Here is a 14675-nt window from a genome sequence, read left to right on the forward strand (position 1 = left end):
CCCCGCCCCCACCCGCCGCTATCATGGTTTTCCTATCCGCCGGCTCCGCCCGGCGGCGCCATGACGAGAAAGGAATCCGCATGATCGATCTCTATTACTGGACCACCCCGAACGGCCACAAGATCACGATCTTCCTGGAAGAAACCGGCCTGCCCTACCAGATCCATCCGATCAATATCGGCAAGGGCGACCAGTTCAAGCCCGACTTCCTGGCCATTGCGCCGAACAACCGCATTCCGGCCATCGTCGACCAGGCGCCGGCCGATGGCGGCGCGCCGATCTCGTTGTTCGAATCCGGCGCCATCCTGCAATACCTGGCCGAAAAGACCGGCCGCTTCCTGCCCGCCGACCTTCGCGGCCGCGCCGAGGTGTCGCAATGGCTGTTCTGGCAGATGGGCGGCCTGGGCCCCATGGCCGGCCAGAACCACCACTTCTCGGGCTATGCCCCCGAGCGCATTCCCTACGCCATCGACCGCTACGTCAAGGAAACCAACCGCCTGTACGGCGTGCTGAACAAGCGCCTGGCCGACCGCGAATTCGTGGCCGGCGACTATTCCATCGCCGACATGGCCGCCTACCCCTGGATCGTGCCGCACGCCAAGCAAGGCCAGGACCTGAACGACTTCCCCCACTTGAAGCGCTGGTTCGACGCCATTGCCGCGCGCCCGGCCACCCAACGCGCCTACGCGCTGGCAGACGGCATCAACACCACGCCGTCGGTCAGCGATGAGGAATCGCGCCGCATCCTGTTCGGCCAGACCGCCCAGCACGTGCGCTGAACGAGGCCCCCATGACCGATAACGCGACCGGCGCCGCCGGCACGAATTCCCCCCTGCGCTTTCGCCGCGCCACCCTGGCCGACCTGCCCGCCATCGTCGCCATGCTGGCCGACGACGAACTGGGGGCCAAGCGCGAAGATCCCTCCATTCCGCTGAACCCCCGCTACACTTCCGCTTTTACCGCCATCGAGCAGGACCCGAACCAGTTCTTCGCGGTGGTCGAGCGCGACGCGCACCTGGTCGGCTGTTTGCAGTTATCGTTCATACCCGGCCTGTCGCGGCTGGGCCAATGGCGCGGACAGATCGAGAGCGTGCGCATCGCCTCGTCCTCGCGCGGCCAGGGCCTGGGGCGCACCATGTTCGAGTGGGCCATCGAGCAGTGCCGTTCGCAGGGATGCGAAATGGTGCAGCTGACCACCGACCGCGCCCGGCCCGACGCCCGCCGCTTCTACGAAAGCCTGGGCTTCGTGGCCAGCCACGACGGCATGAAACTGAGCCTGTAGCGCCCCCCGGCGCCCAGGCCATCACTAAGGAGCGCCCCATGCACGGCGAATACAAAGTCCCCGGCGGCAAGCTGGTCGTCGCGGACCTCGAAGTCCAGGACGGCCGCCTGGCCAACGTCCGCATCAGCGGCGACTTTTTCCTGGAACCGCCCGAGGCCCTGGAAGCCATCAACAGCGGCCTGAACGGCATGCCGGCGGATGCCGGCGAGCTGGAACTCGCCGTGGCCGTGCAGTCGGCCCTGCCCGACAACACCGAGATGTTCGGTTTTTCGGCCGAAGCCGTGGCCGTGGTGCTGCGGAGGGCCCTGGCATGACCCGCACCGACTGGAACGACTACGACTGGCAACTGATCCACGAGCCGCCGCAGCCGCCCGCGCTGCACATGGCGCTGGATGCCGTCATCACCGACGAAGTCGGCGCCGGCACGCGCCCGCCCACCCTGCGCATCTGGGAATGGTCGGCGCCCGCGGTCGTGATCGGCCGCTTCCAATCGCTCAAGAACGAAGTCGATCCCGACGGCGCCGCGCGTCACGGCATCGAGGTCGTGCGCCGCGTCAGCGGCGGCGGCGCCATGTTCATCGAGCCTGGCAACAGCATCACCTATTCGCTCAGCGCCCCGCAGGCGCTGGTGCACGGCATGAGCTTCCAGGAGTCCTATGCTTTCCTGGACGCCTGGGTGCTGCAGGCGCTGCACGACCTGGGCATCAAGGCCTGGTACCAGCCCCTGAACGACATCGCCTCCGACATCGGCAAGATCGGCGGCGCCGCCCAGGCGCGCCGGGCCGGCGCGGTGCTGCATCACGTCACCATGTCCTACGACATCGACGCCGATAAAATGGTGGAAGTCTTGCGCATCGGGCGCGAGAAACTGTCGGACAAGGGCACCACCAGCGCCAAGAAGCGCGTCGACCCGCTGCGCACCCAGACCGGGCTGGCGCGCGAAGTCATCATCCAGCGCATGGTCGATACCTTCGCCGGGCTGCACCGCCTGACGCCGGGCCATCTGGGCGCCGCCACGCTGGCGAACGCCCAGGCCCAGGCCGCCGAGAAGTTCTCCACGCCCGAATGGACCGCGGTCGTCCCCTGACGGCCCCCGGGTTTACGTTCGACGGCCGCGCCGCAAGGTGCGGCCGGGTCTTTCTGGAGGTAGTTCAATGCGTCGCCCCTTTACGCCTCGCGGCGGGATAAGCGCCCTGCTCCTGGGCACCGCCCTCTTGGCGCTGGCCGGCTGCGGCAGTTCGCCGCCCGCCAACATCACGCTGGAATCGCCGGCATCGGCCGCGGCGGCAGCGTCCGCCACGCCCGAGAAAGTGGGCGACCTGTCCACCGAACGCATCAAGTGGTCGTCGGACAAGCCGGGCTGCAAGGGCGACTGCCCCCGCATCGAGATCGACAGCGTGGCGTTTCCCGGCATCCCCAAGCTGAGCGCGCTGGTCGACCACGTGCTGGCCTACATGACCGGCACCGACGCCAACCGCCGCGGCCCGTATGAAACGCTGTCGGAATACACCCAGTACTTCTGGTCCACCGCCCGCCCGCGCGACGCCACCTACTTCAAGGCCAGCGTCAAGGACACCGTGGGCGACGTCGTGTCCATCGAACTGCACACCGAACAATTCCTGACGGGCGCCGCGCACGGCATCCCGGCCACCCAGTACCTGAACTGGGAACGCAGCCGCGGCCGCGTCATGGCGCTGGACGAAGCCCTGATTCCCGGCCGCCGCGGCGAATACGTCGCCGCGCTGCAACGCGCCCACGCCAAGTGGCTGGCCGGCAACGCCGACGCCAAGCGCGACCCCGCGGCCTACAACAAGATGTGGCCGTTCCAGGAAAGCGACAACTTCGCCCTGACGCGCGACGGCATCGTGGTCAAGTACGACGCCTACTCCATCGCGCCGTACTCCCACGGCGAACCCGAACTGAGCATTCCCTACGCCGACCTGCGCGGCATTCTCAAGCCGGAACTCTTGCCCAAGTCCTGACGCGGCGGCGGCCGCCAGCGAACAGCCGCCCCCCGCTGGCCGGCCGCCCCGGGGCCGCCTCTTCCCGGGTTGCCGCCCCAAATGCAAACCGCCCCTTTCGGGGCGGCGTGCTTGTCTTCCTCACTGCTCCTCCAGCGCCGGGCCTGAACCCGGCGCAAGAAGACCTTACGGGTACAGGCCGCGCACCTGGCGGGCTTGCAGGATGCGCGTGCAAGCCACGATGAACGCGGCGGTGCGCAGCGTCACCTTGTGCTCTTTGGCCACCTGCGCCACCGAGGCGTAGGCTTCGCGCATGATGCGCTCCAGGCGCTGGTTGATCTCGTCTTCGCTCCAGAAGAAGCTGGAGAAGTCCTGCACCCACTCGAAGTACGACACGGTCACGCCGCCGGCATTGGCCAGCACGTCCGGCACCACGTACACGCCGTGTTCAGCCAGGATGTCGTCCGCTTCCGGGGTGGTCGGGCCGTTGGCGCCTTCCACCACGATCTTGGCGCGCACCTTGGCGGCGTTGTTCACGGTGATCTGGCTTTCCAGCGCGGCCGGGATCAGGAATTCGGTTTCGAGCGTCCAGAATTCGTCCTTGTCCAGGGCCTGGCCGCCAGAGAAGCCGCCCACGCCGCCATGTTGCGATACATGCGACAGCAGCTTGTGCACGTCCAGGCCGGCCGGGTTGTGCACCGTGCCGGTGTGGTCCTGTGCGGCGATGACCTTGGCGCCGGCTTCATGGAACAGGCGGGCGGCGGTGCCACCCACGTTGCCGAAGCCCTGCACCACCACGCGCGCCTTGGACACGTCGATGTTCAGGTCGCGCGCGGCTTCGCAGCCGACCACGAACACGCCGCGGCCGGTGGCCTCGACGCGGCCCAGGCTGCCGCCCAGCGCGATCGGCTTGCCGGTCACGACGCCGGTGGAGGTCGACCCTTCGTTCATGGAGTACGTGTCCATCATCCAGGCCATGGTCTGGGCGTTGGTGTTCACGTCAGGGGCGGGAATGTCCTTGGACGGTCCGATGATGACGCCGATTTCGGTGGTGTAGCGGCGCGTCATTCGCTCGAGTTCCGACTGCGACAGCTTGCGCGGGTCGACACGGATGCCGCCCTTGGCGCCGCCGTACGGCAGGTTCACCGCGGCGTTCTTGACCGACATCCAGGCGGCCAGCGCCATCACTTCCGACAGGGTGACGTCCTGGTGGAAGCGCACGCCGCCCTTGCCCGGGCCGCGCGAGGTGTTGTGCTGCACGCGGTAGCCTTCGAAGTGGGCCACGCTGCCGTTGTCCAGTTCGATCGGCACATCGACGATCAGCGAACGCTTCGGACGCTTCAGGGTCTCGACCCAGCGAGCCAGCGAGCCGAGGTACGGGGTGACCCGATCGACTTGTTGCAGGTAATTACCCCAGGGGCCGAGATCGTCGGCATTCAGATAAGACGGCAAGGCATGGGTGGGAGTTTGAGACATGAACATGCTCTCCTGACAAAGTTGCGCCATTTTATCCATAACCTTAATGCGTCCCCATATTTAATATAAATATTTTAATTGGGGACACATAAAAGCGGACGGATACCGCGAGCGTTGCCGAGCCTGCCGAAACGCTGCGCCTATCCTAGCCCTGCGAGACGCCAGCGTCCAGCCACCCAGTGCGACCCGCCCCGCTTGAAACCGACCCCGACTTCACCCAGAATCAGCCGGCCCCGGTTTTTTCTTCCCGGCACCGGCGGCTTGTAAAGCTTGTCACTTCCGCGTTCGGCAGCGGGCAACCCCCGCCTGCCATCTTGCCCTTATGAAAACCAACCATAGAGGTGCGCATGTCGGATTTTTCTCTCATTGACGGCCATGACCCGCGTTACGCGACCCTGCAAAAAGGGTTCAACCTGCGCTTTCCCAGCGCAGGCCAAGGCGCGAACGCCATTTACGTCTGCAAGACCCCGCAAGACGTGCTGGACGCGGCCAACGCCGCGCTGGCCCAGGGCTGCCGCATCACGGTGCGCAGTGGCGGCCACTGCTACGAAGGCTTCGTGGCCGACAAACTGCCCGAAGACCACGGCCAGCCCCTGGCCATCATCGATCTCAGCCTGATGACCGGCCTGCGCTACCGCGAGGCCGGCGACATCGCGTCGCCCTGGAACCCGGCAGCGCGCTACCGCTTCGCGGCGGCGTCCGGCAACCAGAACTGGGACGGCTACCTGGACCTGTACAAGACCGCCAACCGCACCCTGCCCGGCGGCTCGTGCTATTCGGTCGGCTCGGGCGGGCATATCGTGGGCGGCGGCTACGGCCTTCTGTCGCGGCTGCACGGACTGACGGTCGACTGGCTGTCCGGCGTGGACATCCTGGTGCCGCAGGGCCCGGGCGCGCGCAAGCTGGTCGCCAAACACGTCAACCTGCACAGCACCGGCAGCGACCGCGACCTGTTCATCGCGTGCCGCGGCGGCGGTGGCGGCAATTTCGGCATCATCCTGACCTACTACTACGCCGAGCTGCCCAAGGCGCCCCAGGAAGCCTACTGGCTGTCGCTGTCATACCCGTGGGACGGCTTCGGCACCGGCACGGCCGGCCGCGCCGCCTTCGCCCGCTTCATGCGGGCCTACTGGCAATGGTTCGCCGACCACGATGCCGACTGGAACAGCCCCGACCCGGCGCGCGCCAACGGCGGCCTGTTCACGCTGCTCAAGGTGCAGCACCGCTCCACCGGCGACATCGTGCTGAACATCCAGTACACCGGCCTGGACGGCAAGGTGGGCGGTGCGCGCGACCAGCCCTTCCTGGACTTCGTGGCCACCATGAACGCCGCGGCCGGCGCGTCGCCGGGCGTGAACCTAGCCTCGAGCTGGCATGGCCCGTCGCGGCGCGTGGTCGAACCGGTGATGCGCCGGTTGGCGCACCCTGTGGCCGATGCGCAGAAAATGGACTGGCTGTGGCTGACCCAGACCATCAACGGCTCGGGCAGCAACCAGCGCGGCAAGTACAAGTCCTCGTATCACAAGGCCAATTTCAGCGACGTCGAAATCATGGCGATGTGGGAATACCTGAATGGCTCGGACGACCCGCGGCTGAACCAGGCGCTGGTGCAGATCGATTCCTACGGCGGGCGCATCAACCGCAACGACGAAACCGCCAACCCCACCAGCGTCAGCCAGCGCGCCTCGCTGCTGAAGTCGCAGTTCCAGGTCTACTGGACCAACCCCGCCGACGACGCCTTCCACCTGAAATGGATCGCCGATCTGTACGACGAGTACTTCGCGCAGTACGGCGGCAAGCCCAGCTACCAGCCGGGCTCGCCGTTCCAGGGGTGCTACATCAACTATCCGGACACGGACATGAAGTACACCGACGCCAGCCGCAGCCGCATCGACCCGGACTGGCTGAACCTGTACTACGGCGACAAGGCCGCCGCCCTGATCGCCACCAAGCAGCAGGTGGATCCCGACAACCTCTTTCACCACGAGATGTCGATTCCGCTGACGCCGCCGCACGCTTGACGCACGCCTCACCCAGGCGTCATCCGCACGCAATCTGCGCATAGTGGGTGCGTAATCGGCGCCCAAAAACGAACCGGCCCGCGCGAAGCGGGCCGGTTTTCCTGGAACGCCCCGGCCACCTGGACCCGGGCGCCGCGTATCAGGCTGACACCAACTGCCAAGCCAGCCGCGCCGCCGCGCGGGCGCCATGGCCATCCACGTCGAAACGCGGATTGAACTCGGCCAGGTCGGCCAGGCGCAGCTTGCCGCTGGCCTTCACCCGCAGCACGATCTCTTCGATCACCACCATCGGCACGCCATAGGGCGCGGGCGCCGACACGCCGGGCATGACCGCCGCAGGCAGCACGTCCAGGTCGATCGTCAGGTACACGTGGCGCGCCCGGGCCAGCAAGGCATCGACGTTGGCCAGCCGCGCCTCCAGGTGGCGTTCCTGCATGTCGCGGTCTTCCACCCAGATGGCGCCCACTTCGGCAGCCCGCGCGTACAGCGCCGGGGTATTGGCCAACCGCGACACGCCCAGGCAAGCGTATTGGAACGCCAGGCCCTGCGCCTCGCAGTAGTGCGCGATCTGGTCGAACGGCGTGCCCGAACTACCCGGGCGGCCGGTGCGCAGGTCGAAGTGCGCATCCAGGTTCAGCACCAGCACGGGGCCGGCGTCGTCCCGGCCCGCCAGCCAGCGCGCCAGGCCCTGGAAGCTGCCCCAGGCGATCTCATGGCCGCCGCCCAGCACCACCGGGCGGGCGCCCTGTTGCAGCAGGTCGGCCACGGCCAGGCCCAGGCGTTCCTGCGCGTCTTCCAGCTGGTCGCCGTCGCAGGCCACGTCGCCCGCGTCGAGCAGGCGCGTCAAGCCATGCGCCGGCAGGCCGGCCATGAACTTGCGGATGCCGGCCGGGCCGGCGGCCGCGCCAATGCGGCCCTGGTTGCGCGCCACGCCCGCATCGCAGGCAAAGCCCAGGATCACGGCTTCGCCCTTGGCCACCGCCTGCCCGGCGGCCGGCTCGACGATGTGCGCCAGGCGGCGCGTGTCGCCGCGTTCGGCGCTGTCGTCACGGGCAGTCCACAGGCTTTTGTCCAGTTGCGCCGTCGTCATGCCGCCCCCTGCCCTGCACTGAGCACCGCCTGCAGGAATTCGCGGGTGCGGGCCTCGCGCGGCTGGCTGAAGATGACCTCGGGCGAGCCCGATTCCAGGATCACGCCGCCGTCCATCACGGCCACCACGTCGGCCACGTCGCGCGCAAAGCCCATTTCGTGGGTCACGACCATCATGGTCATGCCTTCGCGGGCCAAGAGCTTCATCACCTGCAGCACTTCGCCCACCAGTTCCGGGTCCAAAGCGGACGTCGGCTCGTCGAACAGCATGACCTTGGGCTGCATCGCCAGCGCGCGGGCAATCGCCACGCGCTGCTTCTGGCCGCCCGACAGGCTGGCCGGCATGGCCGACATCTTCTGCGACAGGCCAACCTTGGCCAGCAGGTCGGCCGCCAGTTCGTTGGCCTCGTCGCGGCCCATGCCACGCAGCTTGCGCGGCCCGACCGTGACGTTTTCCAGCACCGACAGGTGCGGGAACAGGTTGAAGCCCTGGAACACCATGCCCACCTGCATGCGCAGCTGGTTCAGCTGAGCCTCGGGCAGCATTTCGCCGTTGTCCTGCAGCGTCTGGCCGCAGATCTCCACGGTGCCGCCCTGCGCCACTTCCAGCCCGTTGCAGCAGCGCAGCAAGGTGCTCTTGCCCGAGCCGCTGGGCCCGATCACCACCACCACCTGCGACGGCAGCACGTCAAAGTCGATGCCGCGCAGCACGGCGTGGTCGCCGTAGGATTTTTCCAGTCCGCGGATGCGGATCATTTCTTTCGGGTTTCCGAAGTTCATTGCACCATCCCCCCGGCACGCAGGCGTTGTTCGATCTGGCGCAGAATCACCATGGCCACCGTGGTCAGCACCAGATAGATCAGCGCCACCACCAGATAGGTTTCCAGCGAGCGGTACGACACGCTGATGATCTTCTGGCCTTCGTGCATCAGGTCATGGATGGTCAGCAACGACACCAGCGCGGAATTCTTGATCAGCGCGATGAACTCGTTGCCCAGCGGCGGAATCATGCGCACCACGGCCTGCGGCAGGATGATGATGCGCATGGCCTGGCCCGACGACATGCCCAGCGAACGGGCCGCCTCGGTCTGGCCGCGATCCACCGACTGGATCGCGCCGCGCACGATTTCCGACACATAGGCGCCGGAATACATGCCCAGACCCAGCACGCCGCACGCAAACGCGGGCAGCGTCACGCCAAACTGCGGCAGGCCGAAGAACCAGATGAACAGCTGCACCAGCAAGGGCGTGCCGCGAAAGAACAGCAGGTAGGTGCTGCACAGGTTGTAGATGATGCGGCGTTGCGGGTTGAGCCGGCCCACACCGACCAGCAGGCCGATCACGCAGCCCAGCAGCAGCGCGCCGGCGGTCACCTCGATGGTGACCAGCGCGCCGCGCAGAAGCGAGTCGTAGTCGGCAAAGACAGGGGCAAAGTCCAGGTTCATTTCGCGGGCGCCTCGAACCACTTGTTGACGATGGCCTGGTAGCTGCCATCGGCCTTGATCTTCTTGAGCGCCTCATTCAGGCCGCGGGTCAGCTCGGGCTTGCTCTTGGGCACGGCGATGCCGTAGTCCTCGGTGGTGACCTGCTCGTCCAGCACGGCCAGGTCAGTCGTGCTCTGCGCGAACAGCTTGGCGGCGGGCTTGCCCGTCACCGCGGCGTCGGCGCGGCCGATCTGCACCAGGTTGAACATCTCCTGGTTCTTCTCGACTTCCACGCGCTGCACCGACGGGTAGTGTTCCTTCAGGTAGTTGACCGACTTGGTGCCGACCTGCACCGACACCTTGCGGCCGTCCAGGTCCTTCAGGCCCTTGATGTCGCCGCCCTTCTTGGTCAGGACGACCAGGCCGCCTGCGTAGTACGGGTCGGTGAAGTCCACCACCTTGCTGCGCTCGGGCGTGATGTAGATGGCAGACACGGCAATGTCGGCGCGGCCGGCTTGCAGGGCGGGAATCAGGCCCTTGAAGTCGATGTCGATCCATTCGACCTTCTTGCCCATGGCGGCGGCCAGGGCCTCGACCAGTTCGATGTCAAAGCCCGTGCGCTTGCCGTCCTTGACGAATTCCATGGGCGGGAAGGTGGCGTCGGTCACGGCGCGAATGGTTTCCTGGGCGTGGGCAGAGCCGGCGGTCCAGGCCAGGCCCAGCGTCAGGGCGGCGGTCAGCAATGTGCGGCGAGTGGTCATGGCGGGTCCTAAAAGGAATGAGTGGGTACGGGGGTACGTCTATCGGTACGGCGTAAGGCCAGCGGCGTCTAGAGATGAGGCGGGAATGGCGGGGACAGCGAGGAATCCGGAATGGCGGCGTCAGTGCGCCTGCAACTTGGCAGAAATGCGGCGGGCCGCGGCCACGGTCAGGTCGATGAAGGCCTGGGGCCGCTGGTCGGCACGGGTGGACGGGGCCATCAACGTAATGGAGGCCACCGCCTGGTTGGCGCGCTGGAAGATCGGCACGCTCACGCCCCAGACGCCGGCATCGACTTCGCTGTCGGTCACGGCATAGCCCTGGGCGCGGATGGCTTCCAGCTCATCGGCCAGGCGCGCCACGTCCACGCCAGGCTCTTTGGCCAGGAACGTCAGCGCGGTCTGCAGGCGCGCGGCCGGCATGAAGGCCAGCAACGACTTGGCCGAGGCGCCGCGGGCCAGCGGCAGGCCGCGGCCCTTGGTGAAGGAACAGCGCAGCGGGTGCTGGCTTTCGACCATGTCCAGGCACACGGCCTGGTCCTTGACGGCCACCAGCAGGCCGATGGTCTCGCCCGACGCGGCGGCCAGCGCCGCCATGTCCGGCTGCGCTTCGTGAATCAGGAATGACGACTGGTCGAACCCCCAGGCCAGTTGCACGCACAGCGGGCCGGGGCCGTATTCGCCCTCGTGCTCGGCCACGAAGCCCCAGCGCTTGAGCAGCCCCACCTGGCGGTACAGCGTGCTTTGGGCCAGGCCGGTCTTTTCCGCCAGTGCGGCAATGCTCAAGGGGCCATCGTGCCGGGCCAAGGTGGCCAACACATACAAGACGCGATCCGCGCCTGCCCCAACCGACTGATCCGACATGAAAAACGCACTCCCAGCATTGATGAAGCGCAGATTATCAATTTATGGCGGTTGAGCTTCAAAATATTCCCACTCAGTGAGAATGCACAGGGAAAACCCCGAATCAGGAAGGCAAAAAAGTCAGACGGGGCCGAGCCCGACACCCATCCGAGCCCGCCGACCTCCCTGCGGACCCGTCCCCTCTTGGCACGCCCCAAAAGAAAAACCCGCCGGACGGCGGGTTTTCAGGGGAAGCAGCAAGGCCGCACGGGCCGGCAAGGATCAGGGCGATGCGGGCGTGTCGTAGTTGTTCAGGCGCACGCCCGACACGCCACCCACGCCCGGCGACGCCGGGGCAGCCTTGGGGCTGGCGTTGCCCGTGCCCGGGGCAGGTTGCGCCATCGGCGGCGGCGCGTCGGCAGACGGCGGATTCGCGGGTGCGGCGTCCGGCGTCGCAGCGACATCGGCCGGATCGGGTTCCGGCTCGGGCGGCTCGCTGGCGCGGCGGGCGCGCTTGGACGCTTCCTGCTGGGCGATCAGCTTCTGCAACTCCGCCGCCAGGGCGGTGGACTTGCCGGTGCGCGCCCAGTCGGACGCATCCTGCCCCTTGGTGTCGCGGGTGGTGATATCGGCGCCCGCCTTGAGCAGCAGGTCCACCATGGGCTTGTTGCCGGACAGCGCCGCCATCATCAACGGGGTTTCGCCGTTGGGCGCCGGCGCGTTCACCATCGCCTTGTTGTCCAGGAGCAGCCGGGCCATGGCCATCTGGCCCTTGGACGCGGCGTAGTGCAGCGGCGTCCAGCCCAGGCGGTTGACCTGGGCGCCGCGCGCCATCAGGCTGCGGGCGCGGTCGACCTGGCCGGCAATGGCCAGGTACATCAGCGGGGTCTCGCCCGCCGGGTTCTCGGCATTGACGTCGGTGCGCGGGTCGGCCGCCAGCACGTCGAACACCTTCCAGGCGCCATCCACCACGGCCCGCATCAGGGCCGGCTGGCCATTGCGGTAGCGCACGTTGGGATCCGCGCCCTGGGCCAGCAGGTCCTTGATGTCGTCCGGATAATCGTTGGCGACGTAGACCCACCAATCGGCCGGATTGGCCGCCTGCGCCAACGGGGCCGACAGGCCGAGGCACAGCGCCAGCAAGGCGTTGCGGCCATGCGCAACAAGGCGGCGGGACAAGGCGGTGCGGACGGTCATGGCGCTCCTGATAATTTACTTTAAGTAATTCAGATTAAATTATCTCTTTATCTTATTGAAAAGATTAAAGAAATTTTCCGTAGAGGCCTTGGCCACCTCGGCCACGCTGATGCCCTTCAGGTCGGCGATCTTCTCGGCCACGTGGATCACCTTGGACGGATCGTTGATCTTGCCACGGTACGGCACCGGCGCCAGGTACGGCGAATCGGTCTCGATCAGCAGGCGGTCCAGCGGCACCTTGGCGGCCACCTCGTGCACGATGTGCGCATTCTTGAACGTCACGATGCCCGACAGCGAGATATGGAAGTTCTGGTCCAGCGCCGCCTGGGCCACTTCCCAGGTTTCGGTGAAACAGTGCATCACCCCGCCCACTTCGGCCGCGCCCTCTTCGCGCAGCATGCGCACGGTGTCTTCGGCGGACGAACGGGTATGCACGATCAGCGGCAGCCCCACGTCGCGCGCGGCGCGGATGTGGCGGCGAAAGCGCTCGCGCTGCCAATCCAGCGGCTCGGACAGCCGGTAGTAGTCCAGCCCGGTCTCGCCGATGGCCACCACCTTGGGGTGGGCCGCCAGGCGCAACAGTTCGGCGGGTTCGGGGTCGGGCGTGTCTTCGTAGTCGGGGTGCACGCCCACCGAGGCCCACAGGTTGGCCTGCGGCTCCACCAGCGACATCAGGCCCGGCCATTCGGGCATGTTGACGCTGACCACCAGCGCGTGGGTCACCTGGTTGGCGGCCATCCGGTCGAGAATGGCCGGCAGGTCGGCGGCCAGCTCGGGGAAATTCAAATGGCAGTGGGAATCGACGTACATGGAATTCGGCTTCGGATTGCGCCGCCCGGGCGGGCCGGACGGCGGCGGGTTACGCCTGGCAGGATAGCACCACGCGCTGCAACGTCGCGTGGGCGAAAAGCTTGGCATTCAGGGGGTGGGTGGCCAGCGCCCGTTGGCGCGTGAGCCAGCGGGCGGACTCGGCCACGCGCGCGGTGTTCATGCGGGCGGCCACCTGGGCCACGCCGGCCGCCAGCGCCGGGAAATAACGCACCGGCGCGCCGGCCGCGGCCAGCATCAGGTCGGTGTACAGGCGCTGCAACGCGTCGATCCATTCGGCGGGCGCGATCTTTTCCAGCGTTTCGGCCAGGGTGCCGACGTCGGGCGCCTGGCCCTTGGCCAGCGGGCCGATCAATTGGGTCAACCACGGCGGGCAGGCGGTTTCGGCATGCTGCGCCAGGCGCAGCGCGGCCAGCGGCGCCCCGCCCGCGGCGGCCAGCCATTCGCGCGCCGGCTCCACGTTCTGGTCGCGCAGCCATTGCAGTGCGGTGTCCGGGTCCGGCGCCGGCAGCGGCAGGCGGCGGCAGCGCGACACCAGCGTCGGCAGCAGCCGGTCGGGCGCGTCGGCCACCAGCAGGAAGACGGTGTGCGGCGGCGGCTCTTCCAGCACCTTGAGCAAGGCGTTGGACGACACCACGTTCAGCGCGTGGGCCGGGTACAGCAGCGCCACCCGCCAGCCGCCCCGGTGGGTGGCGGTGTTGAACCAGGATTCCAGCGAACGGATCTGGTCGATGCGGATTTCCTTGGACGGCGCCTTCTTGGCGGCGCCGGTGGCCGGCTCGGCGTCGTCGGACGCTTCAGCGGCGTCGGCGCCCTCTTCGACCGCCACGGCCTCGGGCCGGATGCGGCGCAGGTCGGGGTGGTTGCCGCTGGCGAACCAGGCACAGGCGGCGCAATGGCCGCAGGCCAGGCCGTCTTGCGGGGTTTCGCACAGCAGGCTGGCGGCGGCGGCAATGGCGAAGTCCAGCTTGCCGATGCCGGCCAGGCCGTGCACCAGCCAGGCGTGGGCGAAACGGTCGCGGTTGCCCAGCCAGGCCCGCGCCGTCTCCATCTGCCAGGGCAGGAACTGGGGCGCGCTCATGGGCGGGCTGCCACCAGTTCGCGCAGGCCGGCTTCCAGGTCGGCGCGGATTGCGGCGATGGTGCGGGTCGAGTCGATCACGCGGATGCGACCCGGATCGGCCGCGGCGCGCGCCTGATAGGCCGCGCGGGTGCGCTCGAAGAACGCGGCGCCCTCGCGCTCGAACCGGTCGGGTTCGCGCGCATCGGCCAGCCGCGCCCGCGCCACGTCCAGCGGCACGTCGAACAGCCAGGTGCGGTCGGGCTGGCCCGCCTGCATCCAGGTTTCCAGGGTGGCGACGCGCTCAGCGCCCAGGCCGCGGCCTCCGCCCTGGTAGGCGTAGGTGGCATCGGTATAGCGGTCGCAGACCACCCAGGTGCCGCGCGCCAGCGCCGGCTCGATGACCTGGCGCGCATGTTCGCAGCGCGCCGCGAACATCAGCAGCGTTTCGGTGTCCAGGCCCATCGTGTCGGTCAAGACCAGCGCGCGCAGCTTTTCGCCCAGCGGCGTGCCGCCGGGCTCGCGGGTCGAGACGACCTCAAGGCCCTGCCCGCGCAGGAAATCGGCGATCCAGTCGGTGTGGGTACTTTTACCCGCGCCGTCCACTCCCTCCAGCGTGATGAAGCGTCCGCGTGAGGTCATTGGTCTTGTCCTTGTGCTGGTGCCGGATCGGCATCCGGCGTCGAAGTGGGAGCCTGGGCCGGCGCGGCGGGCGCCGGGGTGGGCGCGCCTGCAGG

16 protein-coding genes are annotated in these 14675 nt (G+C 67.7%); 6 read left to right on the forward strand and 10 right to left on the reverse strand.

All coding sequences use genetic code 11. The annotated features are described in order from the left end of the window. Positions 1-80: 80 nt before the first annotated feature. The 5 genes from HV798_RS25680 to HV798_RS25700 all read left to right on the forward strand — a co-directional run bounded on the left by HV798_RS25680 (position 81) and on the right by HV798_RS25700 (position 3264). Positions 81-779, forward strand: a complete 699-nt coding sequence (locus HV798_RS25680) for a glutathione S-transferase N-terminal domain-containing protein (protein ID WP_025138791.1) — start codon at positions 81-83, stop codon at positions 777-779. 11 nt (positions 780-790) lie between these two features. Further along, entirely contained in the window at positions 791-1282 is a 492-nt protein-coding gene (locus HV798_RS25685) for a GNAT family N-acetyltransferase (RefSeq protein WP_175194261.1), read from the forward strand. A 38-nt stretch (positions 1283-1320) separates the two neighbouring features. Further along, positions 1321-1596 (forward strand): lipoate-protein ligase small subunit, encoded by a 276-nt coding sequence (lplB, locus tag HV798_RS25690; protein ID WP_025138793.1) that lies wholly within the window; start codon positions 1321-1323, stop codon positions 1594-1596. Then, on the forward strand, positions 1593-2369 hold the full coding sequence (locus HV798_RS25695) for a lipoate--protein ligase family protein (RefSeq protein WP_175194263.1): 777 nt from the start codon (positions 1593-1595) through the stop codon (positions 2367-2369). The genes lplB and HV798_RS25695 overlap by 4 nt, the downstream gene beginning before the upstream one ends. 67 nt (positions 2370-2436) lie before the next feature. Further along, positions 2437-3264, forward strand: coding sequence for an RsiV family protein (locus HV798_RS25700; RefSeq protein ID WP_175194265.1), 828 nt, complete (start codon positions 2437-2439; stop codon positions 3262-3264). A 165-nt stretch (positions 3265-3429) separates the two neighbouring features. Here HV798_RS25700 and HV798_RS25705 read toward each other — a convergent pair whose 3' ends face one another. Continuing rightward, positions 3430-4719, reverse strand: a complete 1290-nt coding sequence (locus HV798_RS25705; protein WP_025138798.1) for a Glu/Leu/Phe/Val family dehydrogenase — start codon at positions 4717-4719, stop codon at positions 3430-3432. A gap of 347 nt (positions 4720-5066) precedes the next feature. On the opposite strand from HV798_RS25705, the gene HV798_RS25710 reads away from it, so the two are divergent. After that, entirely contained in the window at positions 5067-6740 is a 1674-nt protein-coding gene (locus tag HV798_RS25710) for an FAD-binding oxidoreductase (protein WP_175194267.1), read from the forward strand. 139 nt (positions 6741-6879) lie between these two features. Here HV798_RS25710 and hutG read toward each other — a convergent pair whose 3' ends face one another. The 9 genes from hutG to tmk all read right to left on the reverse strand — a co-directional run bounded on the left by hutG (position 6880) and on the right by tmk (position 14580). Beyond that, positions 6880-7830 carry a formimidoylglutamase gene (gene hutG, locus HV798_RS25715; RefSeq protein WP_175194269.1) on the reverse strand — a complete coding sequence of 317 codons (951 nt, stop codon included), beginning with the start codon at positions 7828-7830 and terminating at the stop codon, positions 6880-6882. After that, entirely contained in the window at positions 7827-8609 is a 783-nt protein-coding gene (locus HV798_RS25720; protein WP_025138801.1) for an amino acid ABC transporter ATP-binding protein, read from the reverse strand. The genes hutG and HV798_RS25720 overlap by 4 nt, the downstream gene beginning before the upstream one ends. Further along, positions 8606-9274 (reverse strand): amino acid ABC transporter permease, encoded by a 669-nt coding sequence (locus tag HV798_RS25725; protein ID WP_175194271.1) that lies wholly within the window; start codon positions 9272-9274, stop codon positions 8606-8608. Before HV798_RS25725 ends, HV798_RS25720 begins: the two co-directional genes overlap by 4 nt. Beyond that, a complete protein-coding gene (locus HV798_RS25730) occupies positions 9271-10014 on the reverse strand; it encodes a transporter substrate-binding domain-containing protein (protein WP_025138803.1) in 744 nt (247 codons plus the stop codon). Before HV798_RS25730 ends, HV798_RS25725 begins: the two co-directional genes overlap by 4 nt. Positions 10015-10134: 120 nt before the next feature. Further along, positions 10135-10875 (reverse strand): IclR family transcriptional regulator, encoded by a 741-nt coding sequence (locus HV798_RS25735; protein WP_175194273.1) that lies wholly within the window; start codon positions 10873-10875, stop codon positions 10135-10137. 261 nt (positions 10876-11136) lie between these two features. Continuing rightward, positions 11137-12051, reverse strand: coding sequence for an ankyrin repeat domain-containing protein (locus tag HV798_RS25740; protein WP_175194275.1), 915 nt, complete (start codon positions 12049-12051; stop codon positions 11137-11139). A 39-nt stretch (positions 12052-12090) separates the two neighbouring features. Continuing rightward, positions 12091-12861 (reverse strand): TatD family hydrolase, encoded by a 771-nt coding sequence (locus HV798_RS25745; protein ID WP_175194277.1) that lies wholly within the window; start codon positions 12859-12861, stop codon positions 12091-12093. A gap of 49 nt (positions 12862-12910) precedes the next feature. After that, the gene (holB, locus tag HV798_RS25750) at positions 12911-13960 is read right to left on the reverse strand and encodes a DNA polymerase III subunit delta' (RefSeq protein ID WP_175194279.1); all 1050 of its coding nucleotides are present in this window, start codon (positions 13958-13960) and stop codon (positions 12911-12913) included. Then, positions 13957-14580, reverse strand: a complete 624-nt coding sequence (tmk, locus tag HV798_RS25755; RefSeq protein WP_175194281.1) for a dTMP kinase — start codon at positions 14578-14580, stop codon at positions 13957-13959. Before tmk ends, holB begins: the two co-directional genes overlap by 4 nt. Positions 14581-14675 lie beyond the last annotated feature (95 nt).

The sequence above is a fragment of the Achromobacter deleyi genome, from assembly GCF_902859705.1.
Classification (GTDB): domain Bacteria; phylum Pseudomonadota; class Gammaproteobacteria; order Burkholderiales; family Burkholderiaceae_B; genus Achromobacter; species Achromobacter deleyi.

Excerpts from the sequence above, each read along its gene's own strand:
- HV798_RS25680 (WP_025138791.1), top strand. The coding sequence starts at position 81 with ATGATCGATCTCTATTACTGGACCACCCCGAACGGCCACAAGATCACG.
- HV798_RS25685 (WP_175194261.1), top strand. The coding sequence starts at position 791 with ATGACCGATAACGCGACCGGCGCCGCCGGCACGAATTCCCCCCTGCGC.
- lplB (WP_025138793.1), top strand. The coding sequence starts at position 1,321 with ATGCACGGCGAATACAAAGTCCCCGGCGGCAAGCTGGTCGTCGCGGAC.
- HV798_RS25695 (WP_175194263.1), top strand. The coding sequence starts at position 1,593 with ATGACCCGCACCGACTGGAACGACTACGACTGGCAACTGATCCACGAG.
- HV798_RS25700 (WP_175194265.1), top strand. The coding sequence starts at position 2,437 with ATGCGTCGCCCCTTTACGCCTCGCGGCGGGATAAGCGCCCTGCTCCTG.
- HV798_RS25705 (WP_025138798.1), bottom strand. The coding sequence starts at position 4,719 with ATGTCTCAAACTCCCACCCATGCCTTGCCGTCTTATCTGAATGCCGAC.
- HV798_RS25710 (WP_175194267.1), top strand. The coding sequence starts at position 5,067 with ATGTCGGATTTTTCTCTCATTGACGGCCATGACCCGCGTTACGCGACC.
- hutG (WP_175194269.1), bottom strand. The coding sequence starts at position 7,830 with ATGACGACGGCGCAACTGGACAAAAGCCTGTGGACTGCCCGTGACGAC.
- HV798_RS25720 (WP_025138801.1), bottom strand. The coding sequence starts at position 8,609 with ATGAACTTCGGAAACCCGAAAGAAATGATCCGCATCCGCGGACTGGAA.
- HV798_RS25725 (WP_175194271.1), bottom strand. The coding sequence starts at position 9,274 with ATGAACCTGGACTTTGCCCCTGTCTTTGCCGACTACGACTCGCTTCTG.
- HV798_RS25730 (WP_025138803.1), bottom strand. The coding sequence starts at position 10,014 with ATGACCACTCGCCGCACATTGCTGACCGCCGCCCTGACGCTGGGCCTG.
- HV798_RS25735 (WP_175194273.1), bottom strand. The coding sequence starts at position 10,875 with ATGTCGGATCAGTCGGTTGGGGCAGGCGCGGATCGCGTCTTGTATGTG.
- HV798_RS25740 (WP_175194275.1), bottom strand. The coding sequence starts at position 12,051 with ATGACCGTCCGCACCGCCTTGTCCCGCCGCCTTGTTGCGCATGGCCGC.
- HV798_RS25745 (WP_175194277.1), bottom strand. The coding sequence starts at position 12,861 with ATGTACGTCGATTCCCACTGCCATTTGAATTTCCCCGAGCTGGCCGCC.
- holB (WP_175194279.1), bottom strand. The coding sequence starts at position 13,960 with ATGAGCGCGCCCCAGTTCCTGCCCTGGCAGATGGAGACGGCGCGGGCC.
- tmk (WP_175194281.1), bottom strand. The coding sequence starts at position 14,580 with ATGACCTCACGCGGACGCTTCATCACGCTGGAGGGAGTGGACGGCGCG.